Genomic DNA, 18,598 nt, shown 5'->3' with positions numbered 1-18,598 from the left:
GGATGGACGGTCACGCCCGATCTCTTGTGCCCGGATCACTCATGAGATGTCGCAGCCAGAATCGGTTCCGAAGTTCAGTGGGGTGGCTGAGAGCGGTGTGGATGCGCGGCGTGTAGGTAGCGCATCGCGGTCACAGTGCTGATTCCGAAAACCCGCATCAGGAGGACGGGATATTCGGTGACGGATGCCTCGTACAGAATGCGGTCACTGCGAACGCGGTGCGCCTGCAGGTCCAGTCCGCGGAAGATGAGGGTGATGGTGCGCTGCGCCAGGGGCGGAGTGTTCGGCGCGTGGGCGCCGCACATCGAGATGAGCAGATGCGGATGGGGGCTGGTCGGCCATTTGTCCTGTCGATGAGAGAGCCAGCGGCGCATCAGCACGCGAGTGACGTCGTTGAGGTAGAGGGTGTGCGTTCAGTTGCGTGTGCGGGGGACGGTGAGCGTGCCCGCCCTGAGACGGCGGGATACGCAGGCCGAAGTCGCCTCGATGCACCGGCCGATTGAACTCGTCCACCGGTGACTCCACCAACACGCCGAATCGGCGGCCGATCTCGCCCGCGTAGCGCTGTTCGAGGAACACGAAGTATCCATCGATCCGGCTGACCTTCGAGCGCACCGTGCTCGGCGAGCCCTTCCCCGGACCCGAGAAGTAGCGGTCCGACTGTTGTGGTGTCAGGTGCCACGCCACCACACCGAAAAAGTCGCATACCTCGATGAGCGGACTCACCGAGTGATCCAGCGTTCTGCGTGCCAGTCCCGCGGCGTCACGCGCCCACTGGTACTCCGCGACCGTGTCGACGAAGAACCGATACTCGTCGTCATCCCCACCGCTGCCGCGAAACCGCACCCGGTGCAGAGCCACGACATCGGCGCGGTCGTGATCGGCCAGCAGGTCGGCGTCAACATTTCGCGACGGAGACGAGCCGCCATGGATCACAGAGAACCGACGAGTGTCGGAATCCGTCATGAACTCGCAGATTACACGCGTAACTCATGGAATCCATCAGTTTCGAGCGAAATCAAGGACAGGGCGTACACGGTGCGATACAACGCTACAACCAGCTGAAATCGGAGAATTCCGCATACGGCTGCCCAATCGAACCTGCACGCACTCCGGTAGCGGCCCTCCCGTCATCAGCCTTCCGGTTGTCGTGTGCGCCGACCCGGTGTGGCCAAGTCGTGGTTGATGATCCGCGCGATCTCGGCGAGGGGACGGGGCTGGTCCATATCGGCATGCGTGCTGTGAATGTCGTGAGTCACGATGTCGCCGGTGACGTATGCATGCCACCTATCGGACGCGGACTCGTCCGAAATCGATCCGTCATCCGTCGATGTCGGATGGAGAAACACCACGTCACCGTGATAGATCTGCGGTGCGTGGTCAACGGACAGCCGCAGGTCGTTCCGATAGATTGCCCGTGCGGCGTCCCAGATTGGCGCGTAGTCGGGCGAATCGACGATCTCACCGTAGCGGCTCTGCGCCCACGACCGGATCGACCGTCGAATGTCCTCATCCGACGGCACCGCCTCGCCGGTGGGGAGATCCCCGGCACCGGGCACGCTGTCCATCATCGCGAGGAGCGCAACCTCGAGCCCTCGGCGTTCCAGTGCGGTGGCGATCGCATGGGCGACAAGGCCACCGAACGACCATCCCAGCAGGAGGAACGGGCCGTCTTCCTGAACGGTGAGGATCTGGTCGAGATAGTCGGCGGCCATCTCCTCGATCGAGTCCGGCAGCGGCGTGACTCCATCGAATCCCCGCGCTTGCAGACCGTAGACGGGCCTGTCGGGGAGGTGGGCGCGAAGGCCCATGTAGCACCAGCTCAGACCGCCACCCGGGTGGATACACCACAGCGGCGGTCCGGTTCCTTCACTTCGGATCGGCAGGATCACCGCGAACGGGTCGAGCAGGCCGGGTTCGATGTCCTCACCCAGTCGGGGTGCGAGTTCGGCAATCGTCGGGGACTCGAAAACCATCCGGATCGGAACCTCCACGCCCAGCACCGACCGAATCCGTCCCACCAACCGCGTCGCCGACAACGAATGCCCACCCAGGTCGAAGAATCCGTCATCGATCCCCACCCCGGAAACCCCGAGCACCTCGGCGTACAACGACGCCAGCGTCTCCTCCACCGGTGACCGTGGTGCCTGGAACACCTCACCGGTGAACTCCGGTGCCGGCAACGCTCTCCGATCGAGTTTCCCGTTCACCGTCAAGGGCAGGTGGTCGATGGCGATGATCGCCGCCGGAATCATGAAGTCCGGCAACATCCCGGCCACGAATCGACGGACCTCGACACCGGTGTCGGGGCCGGCGGTGTCGGAGACCACGTAGCCGACCAGGCCGGTGCCGGTGGCGGTGTCCCGGGCAACCACCACGGCCTGAGTCACGGCCGGATGTTGCAGCAGAGCCGCCTCGATCTCCGCGGGTTCGACCCGGAATCCCCGAATCTTGACCTGCTCGTCCGCTCTGCCGACGAACTCGAGGACACCGCAGGCAGTCCACCGCACGAGATCCCCGGATCGATACATCCGTGCACCCGGCTCCCCGAACGGGCACGCGACGAACCGCTCTGCCGTCGCCCCCGGCCGTCCCACGTACCGCTGAGCCAACTGCACCCCGGCGATGTACAGCTCCCCCACCGCACCCACCGGAACTGGCATCAAGCCCGCGCCCAGTACGAAGACCGACGTGTTGCCCACCGGTGCCCCGATCGGCACACTCGCCCGGTCGGCGAGTTCAGCCCAGTCCGGAAGCACGAAGGTTGCCGCGAAGACCGTTGTCTCGGTCGGCCCGTACCCGTTGACCAGAATCGGTGGATTCGGGCGCTCGCCCCGATACCAGCCCCGCAACCCTTCCGGATCCAGCACCTCTCCGCCGAACACCACCATCCGCAGCACCGAATCCGCCCCCACGCCGGGCTCCTCACGCTCGACGTCCGCGAATTCGTAGAACGCCGACGGCGTCTGACCGAGCACTGTCACGTGTTCCCGAACCACCAACTCCCACAACTCGATCGGTGAGCGCACCACGTCCCACGGCGCGACCACCACCCGGCCACCGTGTAGCAGCGCACCCCACAACTCCCACACCGAGAAATCGAACGCCACCGAATGACACCAACCCCACACGTCCCCAGTCTCGAATCCCGCCCACCCTGCGGTGCCGGCGAACAGCGACACCACACTTCGATGGCTCACGGCGACACCCTTCGGAACACCCGTCGATCCGGAGGTGTACATCACGTACGCGGTGTTGTCCGGTCTCGCGCGGTCGTGGGCGTCGGGGCTTCCCTCCTCCGAATGCCCGCCCTCGTCGGACACGGAATCGAAAAGCAATCGCGGGATGCCGTTGTCGGGCAACACGTTTTCGGTCATGGTATCGCTGATGATCAATAGCGGATCGGCGTCGGTGAGGATGGTCCCGATTCGTGCGCCCGGATAATTCGGGTCGATGGGGAGGTATGCGCCCCCGGCCTCGAGGACCGCCAACAACGCGACGATCAACTCCGGTGATCGCTCCAATGCGACCGCCACCAGCACCTCCGGGCCCACCCCCGCACCGATCAGGCGGTGCGCCAGCCGATTCGCTCGACTGGCCAGCTCCCGATAGGACCAGTTCTCCTCACCGAACGTCACCGCCACCGCGTCCGGAGTTGCCGCGACCTGCGCGTCGAACAGGTCCGGGATCGTCGAGTCCGGGATCGGTACACTCGTACCGTTCCAGTCCCGGAGTACCCGCTCGCGCTCGTCGGGCTCGAGGATCTCGAACCCCTCGATCCGCCCCTGCGGATCCTCGACGACGCGTTCGAGTAACCTCACATACCGGGTCGCGATGGTCTCCACCGTGCCCCGGTCGAACAGGTCACTCGCGTACTCGATGACCCCGGCCAGACCCTGCCTGCCGTCGGGAGTGAGAGTGAAGGACAGATCGAACCGCGACGTACCGGTCGGCGCCGGCAGCGTGGTCCATTCCAGCCCGGGGAACTCGACCTCGGGAAAAGCGTTGTTCTGCATCGCGAACGACACCTGGAACAACGGATGGTAGGCCGTCGACCGAGTCGGATTCAGCAACTCCACCAGCCGCTCGAACGGCGCATCCTGATTCTCATAGGCGCCCAGCGCCTTCCCCCGAACCCGGTCGAGGACCCGATCGAATCCCGGATTCCCCGACACATCCACCCGTAACACCCACGTATTGACGAAGAACCCCACCAACTCGGTCAACGCGTCGTCGGTGCGACCCGCAATCGGCGACCCGATCGCAATATCGGTCCCGGCACCGAGCCTGCGGAGCAGCACCGCCAACACCGACTGCAACACCATCGACGGTGTCCCCCCACTGCTGCGGGCCAATTCGGTGACCGCCACGACACGGTCCGGGTCGATCGCGAACTCCACCGTCCCGCCCCGGTAACTCGGTTGGGCCGGACGTCGACGATCAGACGGCAACTCGATGCAATCGGGCAGTCCCGCCAACTCGGCCCGCCAATAGTCGAACTCCGCCACCAGGAGACTGTCCGGATCGTCCTCGCTCCCCAGAATTTCCCGCTGCCACAACGTGTAATCGGCATACTGCACCGGCAACGGCACCCACCCCGGGGCGTGTCCGTCCGCGCGGGCCGCATACGCGACAGCCACATCCCGGGCCAGCGGCGCCAACGAGCCCCCGTCCCCCGCAATGTGGTGCAGGACCATCACCAGCACATGATCCGATTCGGAAACCCTGAAAATGCACGCCCGCAACGGAATCTCCGTGGACAAGTCGAATCGACAGCCCACGGCCTCCGCGACCGCGTCCAGCACAGTGCTGTCGTCGACATCGACGATCGGAACCGGCAGTGTCGCGGCAACCTGATCGGCCGGCAGGATCCGCTGGAACGGCACACCCTCGTCCTCGCCGAACACCGTTCGCAGGCTTTCGTGCCGGGCGATGACGTCCGCAACAGCGGCTGTCACCGCCGCGGTATCGAGGTCGCCGGTCAATCGCACCGCCACGGGAATGTTGTACGTGGCCGACGGGCCCTCGAACCGGTGCAGGAACCACAACCGGGCCTGCGCGAACGACAACGGCACCCGATCCGGTCGCACCCGCGGCAGCAGCGGCGGCCTTGCCACCGCTGCCTCGCCCAGTCGGGGCGCCAACTCCGCCACCGACGGGGATTCGAACACCATCCGGATCGGCACCTCCACACCCGACACCGACCGGATGCGACTCACCAACTGTGTCGCCGACAACGAATGCCCGCCCAGGTCGAAGAAACTGTCGTCGATCCCCACCCGCTCAACGTCGAGCAACTCACCGAAGAGCGACGCCAGAGTCTTTTCCACCGGCGTACTCGGCGCACGGAATGCGCCACCGGAGAACTCCGGTGCCGGCAACGCCGGCCGATCCAACTTCCCGTTCGGTGTCAACGACAACCCGTCCACCACCATGACTGTCGCCGGAACCATGAACTCCGGCAGTCTCCCGGCCAGGTATTCCCGCAACCCTGCACCTGTCACCGTCTCGGTCGGTTCGAGAACCACATACCCCACCAACTCGGCGCCGCTGCCGGTGGCGCGGGCGACCACTACCGCCTGTGCCACCACGGGATGTGACAGCAGCACCGTCTCGACCTCTCCCGGCTCCACCCGGAACCCGCGCACCTTCACCTGCGCATCCGCACGCCCCACGAACTCGAGCTCACCGTCAGCGGTCCAGCGCACCACATCCCCCGACCGATACATCCGCGCACCCGCCACCCCGAACGGACACGCCACGAACCGCTCCGCGGTCAACCACGGCCGACCCAGATAGCCGCGCGCCAACTGCACCCCGGCGATGTACAGCTCCCCCACCACACCCACCGGAACCGGGCCAAGCCCCGGACCCAGCACGAACACCCGCGTGTTCCGCACCGGCGTACCGATGGGCACGCTCGTGGCATCCGCAGGACCGCATCGGTGATGAGTGACCTGAATGGCGGTTTCGGTCGGCCCGTACACGTTGTGTACCGCAGTGCCACTTCGCTCGATGAAATTGTGTGCCGTCGCGGGCGACAGATTCTCACCGCCGCAGAGGACGCGCAGCAACGATTCGCAATCAGCCCGTTCGAGTTTGTCCAGGATCATGGCGAGCATCGACGGAGAGAAGTCACCGGTGGTGATCTTCTGTGATCTGATCATCTCCGCGAGATACATCGGATCGCGGTGCCCCTCCGCCTTGGCGATCACCAGACGTGCCCCGATCTGGAGCGGCAGGAACATCTCCCACACGGAGACATCGAATGTCGCGGGAGTCTTCTGCAGCACCACGTCGTGGTGGTCGAAGCCGAAGTGGTCACGCATCCACTGCAATTGGTTCACGATCGCGGCGTGGCTGACAGCGACCCCCTTCGGACGACCCGTCGACCCGGACGTGAAGATCACGTACGCCGTGTTGTTCGGTTTCAACGGGGCGATGCGATCCTCGTTGCGGACGGGTGAGGAGTCGATGTCAGTTCTTTGCCTGCCGTCGATCTCCACGACGCGGATGTCGCCAGGGATCTGCACGCGATCGGTGGACAGTGTCAGCACACACACCGGTGCCGCGGACTCCATCACGTGCCGGGTGTGTTCGATGGGGTAGTCGGGGTCGATCGGCACATACGCTCCACCCGCCGTCACGACCGCGTAGATTCCCACCACGAGATCGATCGAACGTCGTACGGCGACACCGACGAGGGATTCCGGACCGACTCCGTGCGCGATCAGTCTGCGAGCCAACCGGTTCGCTCGCTCGTCGACCTCTCGATATGTCAACTGCTCGTCGCCGGACGTCAAGGCCACCGCATCAGGTGTGCGGGCCGCTTGGAGCGCGAACAGGTCGGGCAGTGTCACCTCCGGCACGGCGACCGTGGTGTCATTGCGCACGTCCAGCACCAGCCGACGCTCACCTGCTTCGAAGATGTCGATGCGGTCGACCGCACCCTGGGGGTCGGCGGCGATTGCCTGCAGGATACGGATGAGCCTCCGGGCGATCGTGTCCACTTCTGCCGCGCCGAACAGGTTCGGTAGATACGCCACGGTCAACCGAAGTTGGGAGTCGACGCTCGCGATCAGAGTCATGGGGTAGTGCGACGCGTCGATCGCACGGGCACCGGTGACGGTCATTCCGTCGATAGGGATTGCGGCTGCCCACGCGGCGCGATCGACCGGGTACGACTCGAACACGACCAGGGTGTCGAAGAGTTCTCGCACCCCTGCCGCATGGTGGATCTCCGTCAACCCGAGGTAGTGGTGGTCGAACAAGGTGGCCTGCTGCTCCTGCAACCGGGTCAACAACTCCGCAGCAGTGTCGCCCGGTCTGGACTGCACGCGCACCGGCAGCGTGTTGATGAACAGGCCCACCATGGACTCGACGCCGGCCAGTCCGGCCGGCCGGCCGGAGACCGTCGCGCCGAACACGACATCCCGCCGGGCGCACAACTGGCCGAGCAGAATCCCCCACGCCCCCTGAATGACGGTGTTCAGCGTGACACCCAGTTCGGTGGCCCGCGCCGACACACTCGCGGAGAGATCGGGAGGTAGTTCGACCGACACGTGTTCCTCCCCCGAAGCGGTGTCCCGCTCCGGGTGCGCGGGTGCCAGTAGGGTCGGCTCGTCGACCCCCTCGAGGGCCTCGGCCCAGATTCGAGAAGATTCGACGCGGTCGCGCTCGGCCAGCCAAACCAGGAAGTTCCGGTATCCGGCGGCTCTCGGTAACGCGGCGGCGCCGCCTCCCGAAACGTACAGCGCGAGTATTTCCTTGGCCAGCAGTGGCATCGACCATCCGTCGAGAAGTACGTGATGATGGGTGATCACCAGCTCGTACCGATCCTGTGCCATCGTCACGAGCGTGAACCGCATCAAGGGCGGCGTCGCGGGATCGAAATGTGCAGCCTGATCCTCGACGAGAAGCTGTTCGAACTGGCTGTCCCGCGCGCCTTCCGGGAAGTTCCTCAGGTCGACCTCGCACCATGGCAACGCGACCGAGTCCAGGACCACCTGTACCGGACCGCCGTCGGATTCGTGGACGAACGCGGTCCGCAGGTTCGCGTGGCGATCCAGCACTGCCTGCCCCGCAGCGAGAATCCGTTCTGGATCGACCGTTCCGCCGAGATGCAGAACGAGTTGGGTGGTGTACGCGTCGAACGACGCACCGGCCAGCATCGAGTGGAACAACACGCCGGACTGCATGGCGGTCTGTGGCCAGACATCCACCACCCCCGGGTACCGGTCCTCCCAGGTCTCGATGTCGCGCTGCGACACCGGCACCAGCGGCACATCGGACGGTGTCAGCCCGCCGGCCCCGGGCCCCTCCGCGTGCCGCGCCAGCGCCGAAAGTGCGTCGCACCACAGGTCGGCCAGTTCCTGAACGTCGTCGCGGGAGAGCACTCCGGTGGGGAATCCGAACGTCGCGCCGAGGTGCGGACCGTCCGGACCATCGGTCACCATCGCGTTGATGTCCACTGTGGCCACCGCCGGCAGGTCCGGCTCCCTTGTCGCGGAGAGCTCGTTTCCGTCGATCGCGAGCATCCATCCGAGTTCGCGGAATTCCTCGGGAACATCCGCAGCCGAGATCTGGCCCAGATAGTTGAAACTGATCTGTCCGCCCGGATACTTGTCGAGTTCCGGGGCGGTGTCCGCATTCAGATAGCGAAGTAGCCCGTAACCGATTCCCCGGTCGGGCAGGGCCAGCACCTGTTCCTTGATCGCCTTGATCACGGTGCCCGCTGCGGACCCGCCGGCGAACGCGTCGTCGAGATCGGCGCCGGCGATGTCGAGACGTATCGGGAAGGCAGTCGTGAACCAGCCGACCGTGCGGGACAGATCGGCCCCGGGGAGGACGTGCGCCTCGCGACCGTGATTCTCCAGGGATATCAACGACGACGACTCGATCACCCCACGGCGACGGCGCCAGCGGGTCAACGCCATCGCCAACCCGGCCAGGAGACCATCGTCGACTCCCGCATGGAAAACCTTGGGGATCGTGGTGAGCAGCGACGCCGTCGCGTGTGCGGGCACCTGCATCGGCACGCGCTGCACTGTGGACAGCACATCGAGGATCGGGTCGCACCTGCGCGAACCCAACGTCGGGTCGGGGCCCTCCAGGATCGATTGCCACAACGGCAACTCGGCCACCCGCTCGGGCCGCACTGCCTCGTCCACCAGCCCGTGTGCCCACCGCCGCATCGACGTCCCGGTCACCGGCAGTGCGGGCCGTTCGCCGGTACGCACCCGCGCCCATGCCGCCGCCAGGTCCGGGATGACGATTCGCCACGACACGCCGTCGATGACGAGGTGGTGAGCCACGACGAGCAGCCGGCCCGGACGATCCGCCGGCTCGTCGCCGGGTCGGGGCACGCGGTCAAGCCACACGAACTGCACCATCACGCCCGCCGCCGGATCCAACCGCCCCAGCGCCGAATCCCACTCGGCCGATGCCAGCCGCAGCCACTCCGGATCACCCGGTGCATCATCACACTCGACCCGTCGAATCAGACGGTCCACGTGGACGGTGTCCGGCGGATCGACCCGAAGTTTCTGCGCCCCGGCGTCATCGGTGATCAACCGTGACCGCAACATGTCATGGCGGACCAGGACGGCGTCGAGGGTGGCGACCAACCCGGCTCGATCGATACCGTCGGGCAATTCCAGCACCATCGTCTGCGCGAATCGGCGGAAACCATCACCCCGCGCGAGGAGGAACCGCGCGATCGGCGTCAACGGCATCGAACCCACTCCGCCACCGGGCAACTCCTCGAGCACGACGTGATCGGAATCGCGGTTCAGGACTGAGACCTCGGACAGCCTCGCAACCGTCCGATGCTCGAACACATCCCGTGCCGTGAACACCACACCCTGCGCCTTCGCGCGCGACACCAGCTGGATCGACCGGATACTGTCGCCGCCCAGATCGAAGAATCCGTCGTCGACCCCCACCTGCTCCACGCCGAGTACCTCGGCGAACACGTGGGCGAGGATCTCCTCGGTCTCGGTCTGCGGAGACCGGAACGCCCGGTTCGACGAGAACTCCGGCTCCGGCAACGACCCGCGGTCGAGCTTGCCGGCCGGTGTGAGCGGCAACTTCTCGAGCACCACGATCGCCGAGGGCACCATGTACTCCGGCATGCGGCCCGCCGCCGCCGTCCGCACGATCTCGGCGTCCACCGCTCCCCCGGGTGCGGGAACCACGTACGACACCAGCACTGTCTGCCCGGACGGGCCCTTCCGGTCGATCGTCACCACGGATCCGACCCCGGACTGCTCCGCGAGCACGGCGTCGATCTCTCCCGGCTCGACCCGTCGACCCCGCACCTTGATCTGGAAATCAATGCGCCCCAGGAACTCCAGCACTGGATCGGATTCCGACTCGACCCACCGCACCACATCGCCCGTGCGATACATCCGCCCGCCCGGTCCGCCGAACGGATTCGCCACGAATCGCGCCGCGGTCAGTCCCACCCGATGGTGATATCCCCGGGCCAGCGGGTCCCCGGCCACGTACAACTCGCCCGGCACCCCCGGCGGCACCGGACGCAGCCACGTGTCCAGCACCACGACCGACGCACCCCGCACCGGACCGCCCAGGGTCACGGGACCGTGCGGTGTGAACGGCGGCGAGATCGCCACCGCCACCGTCGCCTCGGTCGGCCCGTACAGGTCGTGCATTCGCCGTCCCGCAGCGAACGACTCCACCACCGATACCGGAACCGCCTCCGCACCCGTGAGCAGGCATCGCACCGACGACATCCGCTCGACCGGTACCGTGGCCAGCATCGTCGGGGTGAGGAACGCGTGTGTCACCGCCGCACTCTCGATGACCCCACCCAACTCCTCACCACCGACCACGCCCGCGGGAACAACCACCGTCGCCGCTGCCGAACCCGTCGCCAGCAGGTACTCCAGCACTGACGCATCGAAACTCGGCGACGCCACCTGCAGCACGCGTGCATCCGCCGTGACATCGAACTTCTCCGCCATCTCCACCGCGAGATTGCCCAGGCCCCGATGCGGTACGACGACACCCTTCGGCTCACCCGTCGTCCCGGACGTGTAGATCACGTACGCCGGATGATCGACCCGCAATGGAGCGACCCGTTCCGCATCCGTCACCCATTCAGCGGGCCGACGGGAATACTCGGCTCGCACCTCCGGATCGTCGAGTACCCACCAGTCGAGTGTTCGCGGCAGGGTACCGATGCACTCGGCGACCGTGATTCCGAACCCCGCGGCGGAATCGGTGATCAGGTGCTCGATCCGACTCGCCGGATACGACGGATCCACAGGAACGAACGCACCACCGGCTTTCGCCACCGCCCACACCGCCAGCACCGACTCCACCGACCGTGGCACGGCCACGGCCACCGTGGATTCCGGACCGACCCCGTGTGCGATCAACACCCGCGCGATACGACTCGTCTCGGCGTCCAATTCGCGGTAGGTGAGCGAGCGCTCCCCGCACACGACCGCCACCGCACCCGGATCGTGTGCGACGGCCGCAGCGAGGATCTCCGGCAGAGTCCTCACGGCCTCCGCCGCCGCGCCACGCACGGGAACCAGCAGGGTTCGTTCCTCCGGGGCGAGGAGGTCGACATCTCCCGTCGCGGCCTCCGGCGCAGCCACCAGTGATTCCAGAACCCGGTGGAACCTGTCCGCGATCCGCTGCACCTGGTCGTCGTCGAACAAGGCTGGATCGTGCCACAGCGATACGGACGTCCGCTCACCGGCTTCCACCGCGAGTGTCAGCGAATAATTCGTTCCCCCATGCGAATCCAAGGACGTGATCGCGGGGGCGCCGATCGATTCGGCAAGGGACGCGAGGCTCCGCCGGTCGATCGGGTACGACTCGAACACCGTCAAGGTGTCGAACAGGGCCCCCCTGCCGGCGACCCGCTGGATCTCCGGCAAGGGAACATGATGATGCTCGATCAACGTCGCCTGCTCCGCCTGAACCCGGGCGATCAACCGGGCAACGGATTCCTCCGGATCGAGCCGGACCCGCACCGGGATCGTGTTGATGAACAGGCCCACCATCGACTCGATGGCGGGTACCAGACCGGACCGACCCGATACCGTCGCACCGAACACCACGTCACGGCTGCCGGTAAGCATGCCCAGCACGATCGCCCACGCAACCTGCACCAGCGTATTCACCGTCACCGACAACCGCGACGCCAACTCCGTTATCTCCGAAGACAAACCCTCGTCGAGCTCACGCCGAAGCACGGACGATCCCCGTGCCGATTCCGAACGCCCCGCAACGAGCAGCGCAGGCTCCACACCGTCGAGCGCGTCTTCCCACGCCTCCAGCGACTGCTGCCGATCCTGCCTCGCGAGCCACCCCAGATACCGGCGATACGGGGCCACGGGTTCCAGTACGGCGCCGTCCCCGTCGGCACCATAGACGGTCAGCATCTCCCGCATCAGCAACGGCATCGACCATCCGTCGAGCAGCACGTGGTGATACGACACGACCAGCCGGACATCACCGTCGCCCATCGTGACCAACCCGAAACGCAGGAGCGGTGGCGCCGACACGTCGAACCCGGTGTCCGCATCGTCCGACAGAAGCCGCGCCAACTCGACGTCTCGCTCGCCGGCCTCGACATCACTGATGTCGGCTTCCCACCACGGCACCGCGAGGCCCTCGAGCACCACCTGCGCCGGCTCGTCCACCCCGTCGGTGAGGAACGCGACCCGCAAATTCGCATACCGATCGAGCATCGCCTGCGCCGCGGCCTTCACGCGGTCCGCATCCACCTGTCCGGTCAGACCCAGAACCGTCTGCACCGCATACACATCTGGCGCTTCCGACGCCGACATCGCGTGAAAGACCAAACCTGCTTGCAGTGGTGCGAGCGGCCACACGTCCACGGCCTCGGGATATCGCGCCGCGACGGCGGACAGCTGTTCCGGGGTCGGACTCGGCAACGGTACGTCCTCGAAGCGGACGGAGTCTTCATCCCGCACCGGATGCGCGACGGAGGCCAGCCCGGCGATTGTCCGTCGCTCGAACACGTCTCGGGCCGACACCAGCACGCCTCGGGCCCGCGCCCGCGCCACCACCTGGGTCGACATGATGCTGTCCCCGCCGAGCCGGAAGAAGTCGTCGTCGACGCCCACCCGGTCGACGCCGAGGACATCGGCCAGCACCGTCGCCAATGTCTGCTCGGCAATGGTTCGTGGAGCCCGGAACGGCGTGTCGGATGCGAGGTCAGGCTCGGGAAGTGCTCTGCGGTCGAGTTTGCCGACCGGTGTGAGAGGTATCCGGTCGACGACGATGATCGCCGACGGCACCATGTAGTCCGGTAGCCGCCCGGCCGCGAGCACCCGCAACGCCTCGATGTCCACCTCGGCCCCGGGCGCCGGGACCACGTACGACACGAGCACCTTCTGCCCCGACGGACCTACCCGGTCGACCGTCACCACCGACCCCACCGCGGGGTGCGAGACCAACAGCGTGTCGATCTCTCCGGGTTCAACTCGGATTCCGCGAATCTTCACCTGCTCGTCGGCGCGGCCGACGAAGTCCAGCACAGCGTCGGTGGTCCACCGCACCAGGTCACCCGAGCGGTACATCCGTGTGCCCGGCTCGCCGAACGGACACCCCACGAACCGTTCCGCCGTCAACTCCTGCCGACCGATGTACCCGCGGCCCACGCCTGATCCGGCGATATACAACTCCCCGACCACACCCACCGGGACCGGAATCAAGCCGTCGCCCAGTACGAATGCCCGGGCATTGCCGATCGGCACACCGATCGGCACGCTGACCTTGCCCTCCAACGCCATCGAACCGGATATCGAGTACGCGGTGGCACAGACCGTGGCCTCTGTCGGCCCGTACGCGTTGATCACGGTTACCTGCGGATGGCGAGCGAGGACACGTCGTACGGCGCTCGGCGACAACACATCGCCCGCGGCCACCACCTGACGTGGTTGGTCGAGCGCTCCCCTCGCATGTTCCGAAGCATCACTCAACAGGTGAAACAGCGGGGTCGTCACGAACATCGATGTCACGCGAGGAGTGGAGACGACCCGCTCGAGCACCTCGAGGTCCAGCGATCCGGGCGGAGCGACAACCAACTGGCCTCCTCCGAGCAGCGTCGGCCACAATTCGTACGCCGATGCATCGAACGCCATCGACGAATGCAGCAACACTCGGTCACCGGGTCCATCCGGCCACCCGTGCAACGCCAGGTTGACCACATTGGCGTGGTCGATGGTGACCCCTTTCGGGGTACCGGTCGATCCGGACGTGTACATCACGTACGCGGTGTTGCCCGGTCGCAGTGACGTGGTGCGATCACTGTCGTCGAGGGTGAGGCCCTCTCCGTGTCCGTCCTCGTCGTGTCCGTCCTCGTCCGGGATGACATCGAGGAGTATCCGGGGGATGTCATTGTCTGGCAGCGTGCGTGCGGTCGGGGTGTCCGTGAGGATCAGCAGTGGCGCGGCGTCGGTGAGGATGAACTCGGTACGCGCATTCGGATAGCGGGGGTCGATCGGCAGGTATGCGCCCCCGGCCTCGAGGACCGCCAACAACGCGACGATCAACTCCGCTGATCGCTCCAACGCGACCGCCACCAGCACCTCCGGGCCCACCCCCGCACCGATCAAGCGGTGCGCCAGCCGATTCGCTCGACTGGCCAGCTCCCGATAGGACCAGTTCTCCTCACCGAACGTCACCGCCACCGCGTCCGGAGTCGCGGCGACCTGCTGTCCGAACAAACCAGGGATCGTCGTGTCCGGGATCGGTACGCTCGTACCGTTCCAGCTCCGGAGTACCCGCTCGCGCTCGTCGGGATCGAGGATCTCGAACCCCTCGATCCGCCCCTGCGGATCCTCGACGACGCGTTCGAGTAACCGCACATACCGGGTCGCGATGGTCTCCACCGTGCCCCGGTCGAACAGATCACTCGAGTACTCGATGACCCCGGCCAGACCCTGCCTGCCGTCGGGAGTGAGGGTGAAGGACAGATCGAAGCGCGACGTACCGGTCGGCGCCGACAACACCTCCCACCCCAGCCCGGGGAACTCGACCTCGGGAAAAGCGTTGTTCTGCATCGCGAACGACACCTGGAACAACGGATGGTAGGCCGTCGACCGAGTCGGATTCAGCAACTCCACCAACCGCTCGAACGGCGCATCCTGATTCTCATACGCGCCCAGCGCCTTCCCCCGCACCCGGTCGAGCACCTCGTCGAATCCCGGATTCCCCGACACATCCACCCGTAACACCCACGTATTGACGAAGAACCCCACCAACTCGGTCAACGCGTCGTCGGTGCGACCCGCAATCGGCGACCCGATCGCAATATCGGTCCCGGCACCGAGCCTGCGGAGCAGCACCGCCAACACCGACTGCAACACCATCGACGGTGTCGCCCCACTGCTGCGGGCCAATTCGGTGACCGCCGCGACACGTTCCGGGTCGATCGCGAACTCCACCGTCCCGCCCCGGTAACTCGGTTGGGCCGGACGTCGACGATCAGACGGCAACTCGATGCAGTCGGGCAGTCCCGCCAACTCGGCCCGCCAATACTCGAACTGGGCGGTCAGGAGACTGTCCGGATCGTCCTCGCTCCCCAGAATTTCCCGCTGCCACAACGTGTAATCGGCATACTGCACCGGCAACGGCACCCACCCCGGGGCGTGTCCGTCCGTCCGGGCCGTATACGCGACAGCCACATCCCGGGCCAGCGGCGCCAACGAGCCCCCGTCCCCCGCAATGTGGTGCAGGACCATCACCAGGATGTGCTCCCGGGGTCCGGTCTCCAACAATGTTGTTCGGATGGGAATTTCGTGTGCGATGTCGAACCGGTACCCCGCCGCTGCCGTCACCGCAGCGATCACGCTGGGCGGGTCGACCATCTCCACGTGCACCGGAGTTGGTACTTCCTCCGCGGGGAGCACCCGCTGAATCGGTGCACCGTCCGGGTCGTCGAATACTGTACGCAGGCTTTCGTGCCGGGCGACGACGTCCGCAACAGCGGCTGCCACCGCCGCGGTGTCGAGGTCACCGGTCAATCGCACCGCCACGGGAATGTTGTACGTGGCCGACGGACCCTCGAACCGGTGCAGGAACCACAACCGGGCCTGCGCGAACGACAACGGCACCCGCTCGGGCCGCACCCGCGGAGTCAATGGCACCCGGACCGGACCATCACCGAGTCGCGGCGCCAGTGCGGCGACCGTCGGGGATTCGAACACCACCCGGATCGCGACCTCCACCCCCAGCACCGACCGGATCCGGCCGACCAGACGTGTCGCCGCCAACGAGTGCCCACCGAGATCGAAGAAGCTGTCGTCGATCCCCACCCGCGCAACGTCCAGTACCTCAGCGAAAAGCGAGACCAGCGTCTCCTCCACCGGCGAGCGCGGCGCACGGAACACTTCACCGGTGAACTCCGGTGCCGGCAACGCTTTCCGGTCCAGCTTTCCGTTCACCGTCAACGGCAGCCCCTCGACCACCGTGACCACCGCCGGAACCATGAACCCCGGCAACAACCCAGCCACAAACTCCCGCAACCCCGCGGAGTCGGTGCCGGTCCCGGAATCGAGAACCACATACCCCACCAACTCGATGCCGATCAGGGTTTCCCGAGCGATCACCGCGGCCTGCGACACGGCCGGATGCTGCAGGAGAACCGACTCGATCTCCGCGGGTTCGACTCGGAATCCCCGAATCTTGACCTGCTCGTCCGCTCTGCCGACGAACTCGAGCACACCCTCAGCGGTCCAGCGCACCAGATCGCCGGATCGATACATTCGGGCACCCGGCTCCCCGAACGGACACGCCACGAAGCGCTCCGCCGTCAACCCCGGCCGACCCAGATAGCCGCGCGCCAACTGCACCCCGGCGATATACAGCTCCCCCGCCACACCCACCGGGACCGGCATCAACCCGGCACCCAACGCGAACACCCGCACCCCGCCCACCGGATCGCCGATCGGCACACTCACCCGGGCACGAGCACCCTGAGATTCGGGTAGCGAATACAGTGCCGCGAAGACCGTCGTCTCCGTCGGGCCGTAACCGTTGACCAACCTCACGTGTGAATGGAGGGAATTCTCGCCCGGATACCAGCCCCGCAGCCGGGCGGGATCCAGCACCTCTCCGCCGAACACCACCGTCCGCAACACCGAACCAGCCCCCACCGCAGAGTACACACGCTCGACCTCCGCGAACTCGTAGAACGCCGACGGCGTCTGACCGAGCACTGTCACGCGTTCCCGAACCACCAACTCCCACAAACCAATCGGTGAGCGCACCACGTCCCACGGCGCCACCACCACGCGACCACCGTGTACCAACGCGCCCCACAACTCCCACACCGAGAAATCGAACGCCACCGAGTGGCACCAGACCCACACATCCGTAGCGTCCACACCCACACGGTCGCCAGTCCCCGCGACCGACGACACCACGCTTCGGTGGCTTACGGTGACACCCTTCGGAGCACCAGTCGACCCCGACGTGTACGTCACATACGCCGCATGACCGGGGCGGAGCGGGCTGATCCGATCGGTGTCGGCGGGATCGAGATCAGCGCGCCCCCCGACAACGGTCGCGTCCCCTTCGAGGTCCAGGTCGGCATCGAGCAGTACCTGGTCCCTATCGTGGTCGGGGAGCGTGGCCACGGCGACTGTGTCGGACAGGATCAGCTGCGGAGCGGCGTCGGCGAGAATTGTCCCGGCACGAGCACTGGGATAGTTCGGGTCGAGGGGAAGGTAGGTGCCTCCGGCCTTGAGCACCGCCAACAACGCGACGACCAACTCTTCCGACGGTCTCAGTGCGACGGCCACCAAGGTTTCCGGGCCGACCCCGGCGCCGATCAGATAGTGCGCCAGCCGGTTCGCCTGGGTGTTGATTTCTCGGTACGTCCAGCTCCGGTCGGAGAAGGTCACCGCTGCGGCGTCGGGTGTCGCCGCCGCTCGTCGCTCGAACAGTTCCACGACGGTGGTCTCCGAGAAGGGGGCTGCGGTGTCGTTCCAGGTCCGGAGTACCACCTCGCGCTCATGAGGTACGAGGATCTCGTACCCTTCTATCCGCTCCTGCGGATCCGCGACGATCAGCTCCGACAAGCGCACGTACCGGGCTGCGATGCCCTCGACGGTTTCCCGGTCGAACAGATCGCTCGAGTACTCGATGACCCCGGCCAGGCCCTGCCGCTTGTCGGGGGTGAGGGTGAAGGACAGGTCGAAGCGCGACGTTCCGGTCGGCGCCGGCAGTGTGGCCCATTCCAGGCCGGGGAACTCGACGTCGGGAAAAGCGTTGTTCTGCATCGCGAACGACACCTGGAACAACGGATGACAGGCCGTCGATCGGGTCGGGTTCAGGAGCTCCACCAGCCGCTCGAACGGCGCGTCCTGATTCTCGTATGCACCCAGGGCCTTCCCCCGCACCTGTTCGAGGACCTTGTCGAATCGCGGATTCCCGGACACGTCGACGCGCAACACCCATGTATTGACGAAGAACCCCACCAACTCGGCCGACGCGTCGTCGGTGCGGCCCGCGATCGGTCCGCCGATCGCGATGTCGGTCCCTGCACCGAGTCTGCGGAGTAGTACCGTCAGCATCGATTGCAACACCA

At 66.2% G+C, this 18,598-nt stretch carries 2 protein-coding genes; both read right to left on the bottom strand.

Going from position 1 to position 18,598, the window contains the following annotated elements; translation table 11 throughout:
* Nucleotides 1-74: 74 nt before the first annotated feature.
* A complete protein-coding gene (locus DTA22_RS32020) occupies nucleotides 75-374 on the bottom strand; it encodes a hypothetical protein (RefSeq protein WP_146777809.1) in 300 nt (99 codons plus the stop codon).
* A gap of 759 nt (nucleotides 375-1,133) precedes the next feature.
* Nucleotides 1,134-18,584 (bottom strand): non-ribosomal peptide synthetase, encoded by a 17,451-nt coding sequence (locus DTA22_RS32010; RefSeq protein ID WP_255309547.1) that lies wholly within the window; start codon nucleotides 18,582-18,584, stop codon nucleotides 1,134-1,136.
* Nucleotides 18,585-18,598: the final 14 nt, after the last annotated feature.

Origin of the sequence: Rhodococcus wratislaviensis (genome assembly GCF_900455735.1) — a bacterium.
In the GTDB taxonomy this organism is placed as follows: Bacteria; Actinomycetota; Actinomycetes; order Mycobacteriales; family Mycobacteriaceae; genus Rhodococcus_F; species Rhodococcus_F wratislaviensis.
This window is presented reverse-complemented; position numbering and strand designations above follow the sequence as displayed.